Below are 13804 nucleotides of genomic sequence, written 5' to 3' on the forward strand. Positions count from 1 at the left end.
TTGGCAGACATATTACTAAGTAAGTCGAACTGGTGGAAAACAGCCTGTATTAATGCGGCCTTGCGTGGGATTAACTTTGCTTCTCCTCAAGCGCTATACATTGCCCTATACACCAGTAGTCCAACCGATGCGGATACAGGGCAGGAGGTAAGCGGTGGAGGCTATACGCGCCGTGCTGTGACGTTCTCAGAACCAGTTATAGTGGATCGTAGAGCCGTTACTTCCAGCGTGGGGGATGTCTCTTTTCCTATCGCTGGAACAGATTGGGGATTGATAACACACATAGGCATTCGGACAGCAGCAACCGGGGGCAATCTTGTCTATCACGGTGCTGTCAAAACACCGCGCACAGTCCAGACAAATGACACGATCAGGTTTCTGGCTGGGCAAATTAAAGTAGACGAAGGGTAGGTGTGAAACGTGGAAAAAATGTATCCACCAGTGGTGAATTCTCCTAAAACAGAGTTGACTGAATTGATTACGGACAAACAAACGGAAATAACTGTTGCTAATGCGTCCGTGCTGCTGCAAGGCGAAGGTATTGCCGTTTTGGGCAATGGTGATGCAGCGGAGACGATTACGTATACAAGTGTGGAAGATAACGTATTGAAAGGCTGTGTACGCGGTTTTGAAGGTGTTGCCCGTGCTTGGCCTGTTGGTGCACGAATCGCCCGTAATTTCACGGCGGCAGACTGGAGAGCAGCTATAAACAATATCCAAGCTTTGCATGAGGAAGCAAACTCGGAATCTCGTAAACCCATTACATTACAACCAGGTGTCCAAATTGTAAAAACAGACAAGCAGACTGTATTTAATTTAGCAGGACTAACAGGTAAAACGGTAATTGACTATGAAGGTCAAAAAGGTTTATTCGGTGTACGTAATCCGTATGTGATACGGTACGGTGAAAACATTCTACCGAGCTTTTATGAATGGACCGCCACTGCACAGGCAGGCACAGCAAGGATTACAGGTCCTAACCAGATAACACTTTCTAAATCGGCAGGGTTATCGGGATTTAATACACAGGCGTATAACGTCAATGCGGTACCAGCGACAGATTATACATTATCGGTAACGGTTGATGTGTCTAACATAGGTGGGACTGTTGGAGCGGGGGCGTACTGGAATGTTCAAGCTATTGGGAAGAATGGTGAAGTGTTGGCAGACTTCACGACTGGACCGTTCGCAACATCGAACGGAACAAAAACGATGGTTAAGACCTTCACAACGCCAGCGAACACATCATATTTAAGAGTTATCGTAGGGCTTGACATTGACGCAATGGGTACGGCTGTATTTCGCGATGTTTCCATAAATATCGGCAGCACAGCCAAACCATTCAAACCGCGCGAAGATTCCATGCTGGCGTTGCAAACAGACCTGTACGCCGATCCAGTTACAGGAGCTAATGCAGATACTGTATTTGAGCGTGATGGTCAATACTTCAAGTCCAAGAAGTGGCAAGGATTAACGCTTGATGGTAACAGAGCGTGGGTGATCGGTGACGCAGCTGCTGGTGTTGGGGTCAGACAGGTGAAAGTGGTAGGTCTAGCGGCTGGCGCTGTGGCTGCAAGCGGTATTGTGACGAAGTTTGACGGTAAGATAGTACCCCAAGGGAGTACAGGCAACACAGCCGACACAAACGCAGTCACCGCAGCTGGAGACGTTTACATAGCTATTCCTGTTGCAGACAGCGGATGGGGAGACAATTATTCACCTACTCAGGACGACATCAAAGCCTACTTTTTTGGATATAAGGCGTATGACGCTAACACCATTACTCCTGCCACCGCTCAAGCAGCCACGACGGCGACATGGAATGGTACAGGAACTAAGTATTGGGTTCAACGGGTTGGAGCAACTAATTTTACACAATCCGTGCCGCAAGCATCCTATGCAGGATACACGCCTTACAAACTCGTATACCAACTTGCAACGCCTACTGTTGAGCCTATCATTAGCGAAGGCCAGTTATCTTTTATTGACGGCGATAACCAAGTTGAAGTAGGTACGGGGATTGTGTTGCGCGAAGCCGCGAAACCCTCATACGAAAGCACAAGTGGAAACTACCAAGTTAATAATTCAACGTTAACTGGTTCTGCCTTACGCAATAAAGCCGAGAGGATTTTAAATGTTTTTAGGAACAGCATATCCGATAAGGCGTTTGAGATTATCAGCAATACCGCTGCTTATGGTGTGCAACTGTCAGTTATAAAAGCAAGTAACTACGATCCAGTAGCATCCTACAGTACCACCTACCTGATGCTGGACAAGTCGCCAGTCGTACCGTTAACAGGCTCTTACGCAGCCAATGAAAAGACGCTGCTGACGGACTTGGTGGACAGTGTGCAGCAAAACACAGCGCGTGTGAGTGTGCTTGAGAATAAGAAGGCTGACAAAGATAACCCTGCATGGCTTACGCCTACACTGCTGAATGGGTGGAGTAGTGTCATTGGTGGAGGAGGGGTCCCATACGCAGCGGGTTATTATAAAGATAGTTCAGGTGTTGTCCACATGAGGGGATGGATAAACGGTGGGGCGACGGCTCAGGCGACGGCTATTTTTAAGTTGCCCCTAGGATACAGGCCTTCACAACGCAGTTTATTCATTTGCTACGATTCTAGCTTGGCGGGAACCAACCTTAAAGCATCCGCTATTGTCGTTAATCTGGATGGCACAGTGTCAGTGGATGCAGTTTCTGGCGGGAACCTATCACTATACCAGATAAGTTATCTAGCCGAGCAATAAAGGAGGGCAACACATGAAATTAGTACCTAAAGTAAATAAAGACGGCCTCTATTTAGAAGATGAAGTAGTGGACGATGCCTTTAATGGTGTCGTCCCTTTTTATTCGGACAACTCAGAACAAGAATTTGAGAAAACCGAGCAAGACGCTACGAACGCACCACAGGAACCAGTAATAGCCGGATACATCGTCGGGGTGCCGTTTCCAGAAGGATTTAGCGCATATGTGACCGAACATAAAGGGTTTCGCTTTAACTTAGAAACCTTTTCATGGGAAGAAGGCCTGACGATTGAAGAGATAGCGGAGCTGACCAAACCAACAGATCAAGTCCAGGATGCATCGGAAGTTGTAGGCCAGCAGCTTGCGGAGCTGAAGATTCAGGCTATGCAGCAAACCCAACTTTTAGCCGGCATGGGAGCAGAACTAGCGGCAGCTAAACTTGAAATCATTGACTTGAAGGGAGCTAACCAATCATGAATTTCTGGAGCCTTGCTTTTAAATTGAACTGGGTAACCGCAGAGAAGTTGAAGGGTGCAGTAATCACAGAGACGAATCGTTTTGGGGAAATCACACCGGAAGAATACAAGACCATTACAGGCTTGGACTTTGCGTAGGAAAAGTTTCCTTAGCAAGTTAGGAGGACGCTATGTTTAATGGTGGATTTAATAGCCTTGGTTTTAATACAGGAGATGTAGAGGGGAACATTATTGACCTTTCTGCATCCCTTTCTGGTTCCGGACAAATGTATTCCAGAAAGATAGAAACGGACGGAGTCGATAGCGACAATGCTTTTAACCTAATGGCCTTCAATGTCACAGAGCCGGGAACGGTCACTGAATATATATTGGACTTTAATTTAGATATGACAGCAGCGGCTAATCTGTCCGGTGAAGGTCAGGCGCAGGCTGATTTTGTCCGTGAATATGCCTTGGAAGCTGTACCGATGTCGGGCGAGGGACGTATAACTGATGCTGTGTATATCCGTGAAATCTTAGCGCAGGTTGTGCCTATGTCCGGTGAAGGAAGGATGTCGGCGGAGCTGTCCAAGTTCCATACGGATTTCATCGAATTTACAGACGCATTCAAGCCGGGAGAAGTCATTGTCATTGATTCTGGTAAATTCAAGATTACTAGGAATGGTCAGAATGTTTCCCATTTGTATAATGGCGACTTTTTCGATTTGAATCTCGGTAACAACAACCTGACCTGGACAGACCCAGAGACAGGCCGGACGGTTTTGTTCCGTATTACACACCGAGATAAATTCTTATATTAAGAGAGGTGGATTATGCCTACTCCAACTATGCAAGTGTTTGATAAAAACATGCGGCGTGTTGGTACGCTGGTGGACTCTTACGATATTCAACGGAGGAGGAGAATTAACAGCGACTATGAATTAACCTTCATGGTTCCAATGACCTCAGATGACTACCGTGAGAAAATAGCAATCAAGGGCCACGTTCAAGATGAGCGTGGTCAATTTTATGTCATTCAGTCTCGTAGCCGATCACGCGAGGGAAAAAAGCTGACTGCCAATATTTATTGTAATCACGTTATGTTCAAGCTCAATGATTACAAGTTTCCGTATGCGTCTTACATTGCAGAAGCCTATGGTATCCATATCAACCAGCTTACAGACCTGATTACAACTGCTACAGGCGGGAGATTCAAATTTGTAATCCATGACACATTCGATTTGCATGATGTCAAAGACTTTGGGCGTGGGACGTGCTTGGAAGCTCTCAATAAGATCGTTCAAATGTATGAATGTGAAGTAGAGCCGGATAATTTTGTAATCAATCTGAGAAAAAAGATAGGGTCTGATAATGGACTACAATACAGACTCAAGAAGAATATCGTTTCTAGCTCATTCAAGGATAAAGGGGAATCCCTTGTAACCCGCATGTTTTCGCAGATGAAGGATGGACGCACCTTTATTGGAATGGATGCATCTAAACTGACGGACGAGGAGCGGAGTTTGCTTTCCGGTGTGCCGGGAACGATCGTAAACGGGAAGCTCGCTGTTAACTATTTAATTTCTCCTTATGCCCAATATTGGGCCAGTGATTCCGTACCGTTTTATGATGGAGAGATTATAGAGCAGGACATTGAGGAAGCGGAGGACTTGTTGAAGGCTACGCGGAAGGCTCTTGCCGAACAGGAGAATGTAACGCTGGAGGTAACTGTATCAACAGCAGACTTGTTTAAAATTGATAACTCGGAACCGGAGCCACATTTGGGTGATGCTGTAATGTGTATTGATCCAGCAATGGATATGAACAAACTCAAAGCCAGGATCACAGAGCTTACAGAATATCCGTATAGCCGTGACAAACACAGCGAACCTACCATATCCAATGTCAATTTACGCGACTATGCAGATATCATTTCTGACCTGGAGCGGAACAAGAATATTATTAATAATCTGTTCAGTAACGGGAAGATCCGGACGGAAGTATTTGAGTCTTTTGCAAAGCAGGCCGTGATCGACATTGACAATTCCAAAACAGAAATTAAATACGATCAGCGCGGTATCGTCTTGCAGGATCAAACCAACGCATTGAACCAGGTCATTATCACTTCAAATGGTGTTGTCCTGACAACAGATGGAGGTAAAACGGCAAGAACGGCTATTACAGCGCGCGGGGTGGTAGCCGAGCAGATTGTCGGGCAACTTGGTAACTTTGTATCTTTGGTTATTGGTAGCGGCAATAACGTAACTAAAATCAATACCAACGGAATCAGTGCCGGAAATGACGACTATACTATTGCACCGTTCAGGGTAGACATGCAGGGCAATGTAGTTGCCAGATCAATCAAGCTTACAGGCCAAATTGATAACTCAGAAATGAATGCTTCAGATATTAAGGCTAGTACTGTTACTGCAAGTACGATACGTGGTAGTAAGTTAATCGGTAATGAGATCGAGGGCGGTATTATTACAGGGGCTTTGTTTAGAACGGCTAAAGAAGGCCGCAGGATTGAAATAAACTCTAATGGATTGACCGCTTATAATTCATCTGGCGGCGAGGCTATTTCTTTAGGTCAATATGCCAATGGAGCGGCCTTACTATTTATGGACAATGGTTCGCCGAGAGGGAGTATTTTTGGAGACTCAGACGGATTTCATGTAGGCAATATGGGCGGGGTATATATTAAGTCTACTGATGATATGGTTTATTTTCAGAATGAGATTAATTTTACTGACGCTACTGTAAGCGGGCTTAAGCTTGGAGTTGAAAATATTGAAAATCTCGGGGATACAATTAGAGAATTGAGGAACGATGCTGCTTCATTGAGAGGTGATATGTACAATGATGTGATTGTGAACGCTACATTTGATCCATCATCAAGAAATTTGAAACTGTTTAGTCGAACAAGGACAGTTGCAACTGTTAAAATTCCTGCTGGTACTAGTTCGACAACATAATGTTTACTGCACCTCCTACCAATGGTAATATTAGGACATATATACTATGTAGGAGGCACGGTTCATGAAGAAGTGGTCTTATTTACTTAGTGGTGTATTAATCGGCGCGGTTGTTGCTACGGCTAGCAGCGCATTTGCTGATCAAATCAAATCTTTAGTCGGAGAAAAGGTAGCTGGGGAATATTCAGTCAAGGTAAATGGAAATTCTCTTTCCGAAAATGCCATTGTGGTAGACGGAAAGGCACATGTACCTTTACGAGCTGTAACCGACTCATTAGGGGCGAATCTAAAATTGGACGGGAAAACAATTCAAATAAGTACAGATTCATCTACTGATACAAAAACAACTTCTTTGTCAGAAACTGATGGAGTGATAAAAAAAGAAGGACAGTATGCGGGTTGGAGCATAGTGAAGTTGGAACAGAGGAAATCTGACTTAGAAAAATATATTTCAGAATCTGAAAGCAGTAAAGAAAAACTAAATCATGAACTTGAAATTGCTGATAAATTGTCGAAAACATCAGTAAGTTCTTCAACATTAGCCATTAGAGAATCGAATGTGGCTAAAACAAAGAAGGAATTAGACAGCATTGAGAGCGCTATAGCTAAATATAAGACTGAACTAGAAGAAATAGATAAAGCTATAGCTTCACTTAAATAACTCATGAAAAAAAGGAATAAGACAGTATTGCTCAAATTAAAAGTCGCACTCCACATGAGTTCGTGGAATGAAATGAAAAGCAAAAAGCTGAACTAGAAAAGTAGTTGTTTAGAAATCGCTCAAATAGAATAAGAACAAAAAGGACTCCCTAAGTTTTAGGAGTCCTTTTTGTTCTTATTCTATCTAACTAATTAATTAAGTAGTTCAAGAAACTAGTTAATCTAATTCTAGATACTCATCTACTATTTTTTCTGATTCATGAAGAATATTATCTTTATCTATTTCTGGATTATAAAGAATATTACCTTCATCATCAATTAATCCTTCTCCATAAAACTTAGAGAAAGGAATTTTAACTACCATTAATGCAAATTCAGTTGCTGCCTTTTTATATTTTGCTTTGTAAAGAGATAAGTCCTTCTGGTAATTCTTAAGAAGAGCTTTCTGTAATCTTGGAGCAAGACTTTCAATGGCTGCCGACATGTTATTTTCAAACATTCTTATCACGCTGTCATTAGTGGATTTAATTGATTCTGCTAGTTCTAAAGATCTCTCAAGTAACTCTTTAGCTTCTATTGTCAATTCTTCAAGTCCTAGTAAGAAATCTACACTTTCTTTAAGAATAGAAGAAATCTTTGCGAGTGTTTCTAGATTGGGTTCGCCTTTATTTCTTTCGAATCTTCCGTAATAGGACTGCGAGAGACCTAGCATATCAGCCATTTCTTGCTGGCTAAAACCCTTTGATTCTCTTAGCCATTTGAGGCGCGCAGAAAAAACTTCCAAAATGAATACCTCCAAGTATTGACATTAGACTATAACAAGCATATATTAAGACTGAAATGGAATTTATTTAGACCATTAAGTACTAAAGGGGTGGGAAAATGAGAAAGCCAATTAACAAGTTAGCATACTACAGATTAACCAACATCATGTCTCAAGAAGATGTTGCCAAGGAATTAGGGATATCTCAAGCGTACTATGGGCGTCTAGAGAGAAATCCAGAGAACATTAATGTTGGCATGGCAAAGAAGCTGAAAGTTATCTTTAAAGTGAACTCTTTAGATGATCTATTTTCCGAAGCAGTTTAATCCTTATAAGTCTAATACTAATCCATATCGGGATTAAAAGACAAGAAGGAAAGAAATAAGAAAAACAATGTAGGCATCTTAGATAAACGGATATAATTATAATAAAAGGTTATCTAAACCTATCGGTAAAAATAAAAAATCTAACTTTAACTATAGCCTAGTACACTATTTTAAGTATCACCAAAATGGAGGAATAATATGAATATTCGTATTGAGAATTGGATGGGACACGAAATTCGTTTTGTAGAGAAGACACTAGGTGATTGGTGGGCAGTAGCCGTGGATGTCACTAGGGTACTCGGCATAAGAAACAATCGTGATGCGGTAGGTCGCTTGCCTGATACTCAGAAGGATGTAGCTTTAACCGACACCCTCGGGGGAAAGCAAGAAGTTGCGATTATCTCTGAAAAAGCAGTCTACCGAATGATTATGAGATCACGCCGTAAAGAAGCTGAGGCTTTCCAAGATTGGGTTTTCGACATAATCAAGCAGCTTCGCCAGTCTACTGGACTTGAAGGTTTCCAAATCTTTCGTATGTTAGATAAAGATCATCAAAAAGAAGCCATGGGTAAACTTTGCAGTGGATTAAGACAACCAGTAAGAGTTGACTTTATTAAAGCTAATACCATTGCAAACAAAGCAATTTCTTCTATGCATGGTCACCCCAAGATGATCAAGAAAGACCAAATGACACCCGAGATGCTTGTAGAAAGACAAGCTGTTTTAGAAGATGCTGTTAACCTGATGACAATGTCGGACAAGTTCAAGTTAGACATTGCAGTCTCTAGAACTATCTATGATAAGTATCTAGGTGATCACCCGAGAAATAAACATGCAAATTAAAAAGAGCCGCTTAACAAAGCGACTCCCAACAAAGTTGTCACCTGTCTTCTTGGCCGGAGTAAGGTGACATTATTCAAGGGTTATACCCTCTAACCTAATCATAGACAATTATACAATAGTATAATTTATAGTCAAAATTATTTATCTTGTTGCCTAGATTCTGTTAGAGGTGTATGCCCCATTTTTCTGGAGGCAAACATAATGGAAGAAGAGATAATGGACTTTATATTAAATTCTTCACCTGATCAATATCTTGAGTTAAACTTGCTGAACTAAATGATGTATCCTTCAAGGAATTTATTACTACACTAGACGGTCTTGTCGAACTAAGGTAAACACACTCACCCCATTTTTGGGGTCAGTAAATCAGGACTCCTGAAATTTTAGGAGTCCTTTTAATCGCCTCAAAATTGAGTTGAACTGGGCTGAATTTTCAGCCAAGTTAATCTTGAACATCAAGACGGTTAGATATTGAACCATCCTCAATTTGCGTATGGTGGATTATTAGCAATACGGAAAATCCGTATCGGTCAAGTTGCACTCTAGCAAATCGTGAATTTCAAGGTTCGTCGAAGTCACTCTATACGGAGTGTATGAGTTTTAAATAATGAAGCATGAATTTCATGCTCGTTAATAATTGTTGTATTGTATACGAGTGTGAGGATTGAAATAGCTAATTATGGAAGGTATACTTTGATAGTAAGTCGGTCGTACTTTATATGAGTACGTGGATTGAAATCAGCCTCCTCCAAACAGGTAGCCAGCAACCGCTCAAACGTCGCACTTAGTATAGAGTGCGTGACTTAAAATCGTAGTGTAGAGGTATTAAACAGCGAATACAATATAGATACACAAAAAGCCCTCTTAAACTGAGGGCTTTTTCTATTATAAGAGAGGGTGACAACGTATGAGAATCCTTGCATCTTGGTGGAATAAACTTTGGCTTCGCTATCATAATGAATCAAGACACTATCATCTCATAAAAAGAGATGTTCATTTAGACAGAATAAGAAAGAATGATTATTAAAGGGAAAGTTGCTCTTGCCTTAGAATAAATAAGTCAGGAGGTGATTACATGGAAGTGGATGCTAAACAAAAGGTGTTGATTGCAATATACACCGAATATCAAAAGGACATACCTGAAATGGCGAATGTCACTTTTAGTAGTTTGGGGTTGGAAAACGATGTATTTAAGGTTGCAGTTGAAAAGCTTGTCAATGAAGGCTTTATAACTGATGCTACTGTTACACATGGAGGAAATGGAAATATTCCTTTAATGGTTAACGTTAAATACTGCAAAATGACCAGATTCGGCATAGATTACATAGAGAGCAAGGCTCAATTAGACCAAACGCTTTCTGGAGAACAAAAAGTAAAGGGCCTACTGGAGAAAGCGGGGAAATGGGGATGGGATCAGTTTAAAGATTTCGGAGCAAGAGTAGTGTCGGAAATGCTAAAATAATACGATCACATCGTATGAAATCCGTAGTATCACTCACATTATAATCAAAATACAATAAAGATATAGAAAAACCTCTCTACGTTCGGAGAGGTTTTTTAACTCTTTTATAAAGGTAGAATGATTTTATGGAAACAAAAACTGCTATAGAAGAATTATAAATCCCTTAGAATTCGTGAAATAGTATTAGACTGCACTCAATAATAGAAACAACGGCAGCCAAGGCCGAGAAAATAAAATCCTAGACTGCCGATGTTCTATTGAACTATCGTGTCCCTATAGTTCAATCTCTTCCCTTTTCATAAAAGAGTTGTGCAGAACTTTCTGCCGTTGGAATCATGTCTTACTCCAAGTCACTTTGTAAAATTATAATCCTCACCGAGTTCAACCGTTTTCGTGGCGACACAGTCATGAAATTCCCGATCATGCTCCACGAATACAATGGTCGGCGTGTACTCAAGCAGCAGCTCCTCAATTTGCATCCGGGAAATCACGTCGACAAAGTTGAGCGGTTCGTCCCAAATATGCAGATGAGCCTCCTCACATAGGCTTCTCGCGATTAGAACCTTCTTCTTCTGACCGCCGCTAAACGCCGATATATCCTTCTCAAACTGGATGCGGGCGAAATCTAGCTTATGCAACACGGCCTTAAATAAGCTTTCGTCAATTCTGTGCTCTGCTGCATAATCGGAAAGCGTTCCTCGCAGATGAGAAGTATTCTGGGATACATAGGAAACGCGAAGCTGCGGCTCCCGCTGAAACGTTCCTGTATAGTGTAGCGCCTCATCGTTGAGCAGGCGGAGCAAGCTAGACTTGCCTGAACCATTTGGACCTGAAATTGCAATCCGATCTCCTGGTTCGATCGTCAGACTAATGTTCTTGCAAACCGCTCTTTCCCCGTAGTAAATCGTGACGTGATCCAACATCGCCAATTCCGATTTGGGATACACGAGCTGAGAGATCGCAAGGCTTTCTGACTGTTCGATATTTCGGAGTAGCTTCGATTTTTCCTCTAAAGCGGCGTGTTGCCGCTGTTCGATGGATTTCGAGCGTTTCATCATTTTCGCTGCCTTATGCCCGACGTAACCCTTGTCAAGCTTGGAACCGGAATTTCGTGTGCCGTTTTTCGATTTTTCGGTCTCGAAAGACCAGCCGCTAGTACGTTTAGCAGAAGCAGATAAACGCTGTATGTCTTTGTACAGCTTTTCGTTTTGTGCCATTTCGAACGTGTCCTGGCGAGTTTTGTTCGTCCACCAGCTGGAGAAGTTGCCTTTTTGGATTTCAATATTCGTTTTGTTGATCGATAGAATATGATCCACGCAGCGGTCGAGAAAAGCCCGGTCGTGTGAAACAAGAATAAAACCGCGCTTCGTATTCAGATAATCGGCGACAAGCTTGCGTGCGTGCAAGTCGAGATGATTGGTCGGCTCGTCGATGAGCAGAAATCGATTGTCTTGGATGAATAGCACGGCCAGCAATACCTTCGTCTGTTCTCCTTGGGACAGCGATTCGAATGGCCGGTACAACACGTCTTCTGAAACCTTAAGCAGGTTCAGTTCGCGCATCAACTTCCAGTTCTCATAGTTTGGCACGATCTCTTCGACGACGTCTAAGGTCAAATACTCAGGATGTTCGACGGGAAACGGAAAATAATCAAAGGCGACTGGTGTGGAGATCGTACCGCTGTATTCGTACTTCCCCTGAAGCAGGTTTAAGAACGTCGTTTTCCCCCGACCGTTTCTCCCCGTAAAGCCCAACTTCCAGTCTGTATCAATTTGAAAATGAACATTTTCGAATATGGGGTCATAGCTGCCTGGATAGGCAAAAGTAAGATTGGTCACCTGAATGGCGGGCATGGCAATCATCCTTTCGTTTGGAAATAAAAAAAGAGCCGCAAGAAAGGTGCTTTCTTGCGGCTCTAATCCATACGAGGAAATACGGCCCCATTCCAAGGGGCCGTATGACTGTCCGGAGAGGGAGCGCAAACGAAACGCAGAGCTTTCTTGCAGAGATGAAATAAAACGATCACAGCCGATCGCTGAGTCCGTTCTTTTCGTGATCTCGAAGCAAGAAAGTCCTACATGTATCCGTTCAACTCCCATCATCAAATTACATTCAGTTTATCACAATGGTAATTTAACTACAACCTGCGTAGTCTCGTTCGTAGGTCGACATGCTCCTTAGGTTGATTACTGTTATTCAACTATCCTGCTCGTTCGTATTAGGTTAATAACATATGGGTTTAAAATCCGTAGCGTTATAGCAGCAGAACCAATTTAAGATATAAGTATGAAAGCCTCTGATAACTCGGGGGCTTATTTTGCGTTCAAAGAAAGGTGAGATTAGCAATGGATATACTTACGATTCATGGAGTGCGAGGATTTATTGATGGAAATGGTACAGCTCAACTGAATTTAGGAGATACGGTGCGCGGCCTTGGATTTACTAAGTGCGAAACCAAGAACGGGAAGGAATACAAAAGCATCCGGTGGGAACGCATTTTTGAATACCTGGATGAGTTTGGTTTCGACCACAAGTGGGCGAAAGAATCTTATATACCTGAGAATGTTTTCTATCGTCTTGCAATGAAGGCAAAAAATGAAGTAGCTGAAGCATTTCAAGCTAAGGTGGCAGATGAGGTACTACCTTCTATTAGAAAGACCGGAGGATACATAGCGAACGAAAATGCATTCATTGAAACATATCTCCCTTTTGCTGACGACCAGACCAGAACCATGTTCAAACAGACTTTAGTGGTTGTGCGACAACAAAACGAAGTAATCAAATCCCAACGTGAAGAAATTGAATATAAAGAGACGGTCATTGTCGGGTTAGTTGATGATATCGACCTTGCTGCCAAGCGACAAATTTTGAATAGAGTTGTCCGTAGAGGTGGGAAGAGGTATCAAGAACGCTGGCGTGAGCTGTACAAACAATTCGAGATGAAATATCACATCAATTTATCTGCTCGGTTGGATCGTTATAACGAAAATAACAAGCCGAAACTGAAAAATAAAATTGAATACATCGACAAAGTGATGGGAAAGATTCCAGAGCTTTATGAAATTGCGGCAAAGCTCTATGAGAATGATGTGAAAGAGCTTGCTGAGGAACTGTATGAATTAAACGCAAGATAATAAAACGCAAGATAATAAAATTCACAAGAGAGGCGATGATCTTAATGTCAGATAAAATGATTGAGTCTAACCCAAAGGAACTTGTGCGCTTGTTTGAAATCATCAATCAGTTCGGATCGACCTGTAGTTTGGAGTTTCAAATTGAGGGACAAGCCGATCCGCTGATGGGAATGGTTGATGAAAAAATCGTTCCTGAGTTTTATGATGGAGATGGTGCTGAAGCTGCAATAGCTTTGGAACTTGGAACCACTACTTTTTCTTTTGAAATCGAAAAACATAAATTTTCGAAGCATATATCTGAGACGCAGTTCACTATTTGTATTGTAGGCTCAGAATATGCAGTTTGGTTCAATAGCGGTGTTATCCCGCCAGAAGGTATTTCCATAGCAAAACAATAACGGCAAGACACTTTTTAATGAGGTGTCTTTTTTGCGCTT

The 13804-nt window shown here is 42.1% G+C and carries 14 protein-coding genes; 12 read left to right on the plus strand and 2 right to left on the minus strand.

Annotated features, from left to right (window positions below; all coding sequences use genetic code 11):
- From ACUYLD_RS08435 to ACUYLD_RS08465, 7 genes are all read left to right on the plus strand, one after another.
- The gene (locus tag ACUYLD_RS08435; RefSeq protein ID WP_446674783.1) at positions 1–411 is read left to right on the plus strand and encodes a phage tail fiber protein; all 411 of its coding nucleotides are present in this window, start codon (positions 1–3) and stop codon (positions 409–411) included.
- 9 nt (positions 412–420) lie between these two features.
- The gene (locus ACUYLD_RS08440) at positions 421–2751 is read left to right on the plus strand and encodes a hypothetical protein (protein WP_446674784.1); all 2331 of its coding nucleotides are present in this window, start codon (positions 421–423) and stop codon (positions 2749–2751) included.
- Between the two features lie 13 nt (positions 2752–2764).
- A complete protein-coding gene (locus tag ACUYLD_RS08445) occupies positions 2765–3226 on the plus strand; it encodes a hypothetical protein (protein WP_446674933.1) in 462 nt (153 codons plus the stop codon).
- Positions 3223–3363 (plus strand): XkdX family protein, encoded by a 141-nt coding sequence (locus ACUYLD_RS08450; protein WP_017427672.1) that lies wholly within the window; start codon positions 3223–3225, stop codon positions 3361–3363. Before ACUYLD_RS08445 ends, ACUYLD_RS08450 begins: the two co-directional genes overlap by 4 nt.
- A 32-nt stretch (positions 3364–3395) precedes the next feature.
- A complete protein-coding gene (locus ACUYLD_RS08455) occupies positions 3396–4025 on the plus strand; it encodes a phage distal tail protein (RefSeq protein WP_446674785.1) in 630 nt (209 codons plus the stop codon).
- Positions 4026–4037: 12 nt separating this feature from the next.
- Positions 4038–6179, plus strand: a complete 2142-nt coding sequence (locus tag ACUYLD_RS08460; protein ID WP_446674786.1) for a phage tail spike protein — start codon at positions 4038–4040, stop codon at positions 6177–6179.
- A 64-nt stretch (positions 6180–6243) separates the two neighbouring features.
- Complete coding sequence (locus ACUYLD_RS08465) at positions 6244–6840, plus strand: 2,' 3'-cyclic nucleotide 2'-phosphodiesterase (protein WP_446674787.1); 597 nt, start codon at positions 6244–6246, stop codon at positions 6838–6840.
- 216 nt (positions 6841–7056) lie between these two features.
- Here ACUYLD_RS08465 and ACUYLD_RS08470 read toward each other — a convergent pair whose 3' ends face one another.
- The gene (locus tag ACUYLD_RS08470; RefSeq protein WP_446674788.1) at positions 7057–7623 is read right to left on the minus strand and encodes a helix-turn-helix domain-containing protein; all 567 of its coding nucleotides are present in this window, start codon (positions 7621–7623) and stop codon (positions 7057–7059) included.
- Positions 7624–7721: 98 nt separating this feature from the next.
- On the opposite strand from ACUYLD_RS08470, the gene ACUYLD_RS08475 reads away from it, so the two are divergent.
- The 3 genes from ACUYLD_RS08475 to ACUYLD_RS08485 all read left to right on the plus strand — a co-directional run bounded on the left by ACUYLD_RS08475 (position 7722) and on the right by ACUYLD_RS08485 (position 10233).
- On the plus strand, positions 7722–7928 hold the full coding sequence (locus ACUYLD_RS08475; RefSeq protein ID WP_069289704.1) for a helix-turn-helix transcriptional regulator: 207 nt from the start codon (positions 7722–7724) through the stop codon (positions 7926–7928).
- 198 nt (positions 7929–8126) lie between these two features.
- A complete protein-coding gene (locus tag ACUYLD_RS08480) occupies positions 8127–8771 on the plus strand; it encodes a BRO-N domain-containing protein (RefSeq protein ID WP_069289703.1) in 645 nt (214 codons plus the stop codon).
- A gap of 1075 nt (positions 8772–9846) precedes the next feature.
- The gene (locus ACUYLD_RS08485) at positions 9847–10233 is read left to right on the plus strand and encodes a YjcQ family protein (RefSeq protein WP_446674789.1); all 387 of its coding nucleotides are present in this window, start codon (positions 9847–9849) and stop codon (positions 10231–10233) included.
- 350 nt (positions 10234–10583) lie between these two features.
- Here ACUYLD_RS08485 and abc-f read toward each other — a convergent pair whose 3' ends face one another.
- Positions 10584–12086, minus strand: a complete 1503-nt coding sequence (gene abc-f / locus ACUYLD_RS08490) for a ribosomal protection-like ABC-F family protein (protein WP_446674926.1) — start codon at positions 12084–12086, stop codon at positions 10584–10586.
- A 492-nt stretch (positions 12087–12578) separates the two neighbouring features.
- On the opposite strand from abc-f, the gene ACUYLD_RS08495 reads away from it, so the two are divergent.
- Both ACUYLD_RS08495 and ACUYLD_RS08500 read left to right on the plus strand, forming a co-directional pair.
- Positions 12579–13367, plus strand: a complete 789-nt coding sequence (locus ACUYLD_RS08495; protein WP_446674790.1) for a hypothetical protein — start codon at positions 12579–12581, stop codon at positions 13365–13367.
- 44 nt (positions 13368–13411) lie between these two features.
- On the plus strand, positions 13412–13765 hold the full coding sequence (locus tag ACUYLD_RS08500) for a hypothetical protein (RefSeq protein WP_446674791.1): 354 nt from the start codon (positions 13412–13414) through the stop codon (positions 13763–13765).
- The last annotated feature ends 39 nt before the right edge of the window (positions 13766–13804 follow it).

The organism is Paenibacillus sp. SER-28, assembly GCF_052906305.1.

Coding starts and splice junctions, on each gene's coding strand:
- ACUYLD_RS08475 (WP_069289704.1), top strand. CDS start 7,722: ATGAGAAAGCCAATTAACAAGTTAGCATACTACAGATTAACCAACATC.
- ACUYLD_RS08455 (WP_446674785.1), top strand. CDS start 3,396: ATGTTTAATGGTGGATTTAATAGCCTTGGTTTTAATACAGGAGATGTA.
- ACUYLD_RS08495 (WP_446674790.1), top strand. CDS start 12,579: ATGGATATACTTACGATTCATGGAGTGCGAGGATTTATTGATGGAAAT.
- ACUYLD_RS08485 (WP_446674789.1), top strand. CDS start 9,847: ATGGAAGTGGATGCTAAACAAAAGGTGTTGATTGCAATATACACCGAA.
- ACUYLD_RS08465 (WP_446674787.1), top strand. CDS start 6,244: ATGAAGAAGTGGTCTTATTTACTTAGTGGTGTATTAATCGGCGCGGTT.
- ACUYLD_RS08480 (WP_069289703.1), top strand. CDS start 8,127: ATGAATATTCGTATTGAGAATTGGATGGGACACGAAATTCGTTTTGTA.
- ACUYLD_RS08460 (WP_446674786.1), top strand. CDS start 4,038: ATGCCTACTCCAACTATGCAAGTGTTTGATAAAAACATGCGGCGTGTT.
- ACUYLD_RS08450 (WP_017427672.1), top strand. CDS start 3,223: ATGAATTTCTGGAGCCTTGCTTTTAAATTGAACTGGGTAACCGCAGAG.
- ACUYLD_RS08445 (WP_446674933.1), top strand. CDS start 2,765: ATGAAATTAGTACCTAAAGTAAATAAAGACGGCCTCTATTTAGAAGAT.
- ACUYLD_RS08500 (WP_446674791.1), top strand. CDS start 13,412: ATGTCAGATAAAATGATTGAGTCTAACCCAAAGGAACTTGTGCGCTTG.
- abc-f (WP_446674926.1), bottom strand. CDS start 12,086: ATGCCCGCCATTCAGGTGACCAATCTTACTTTTGCCTATCCAGGCAGC.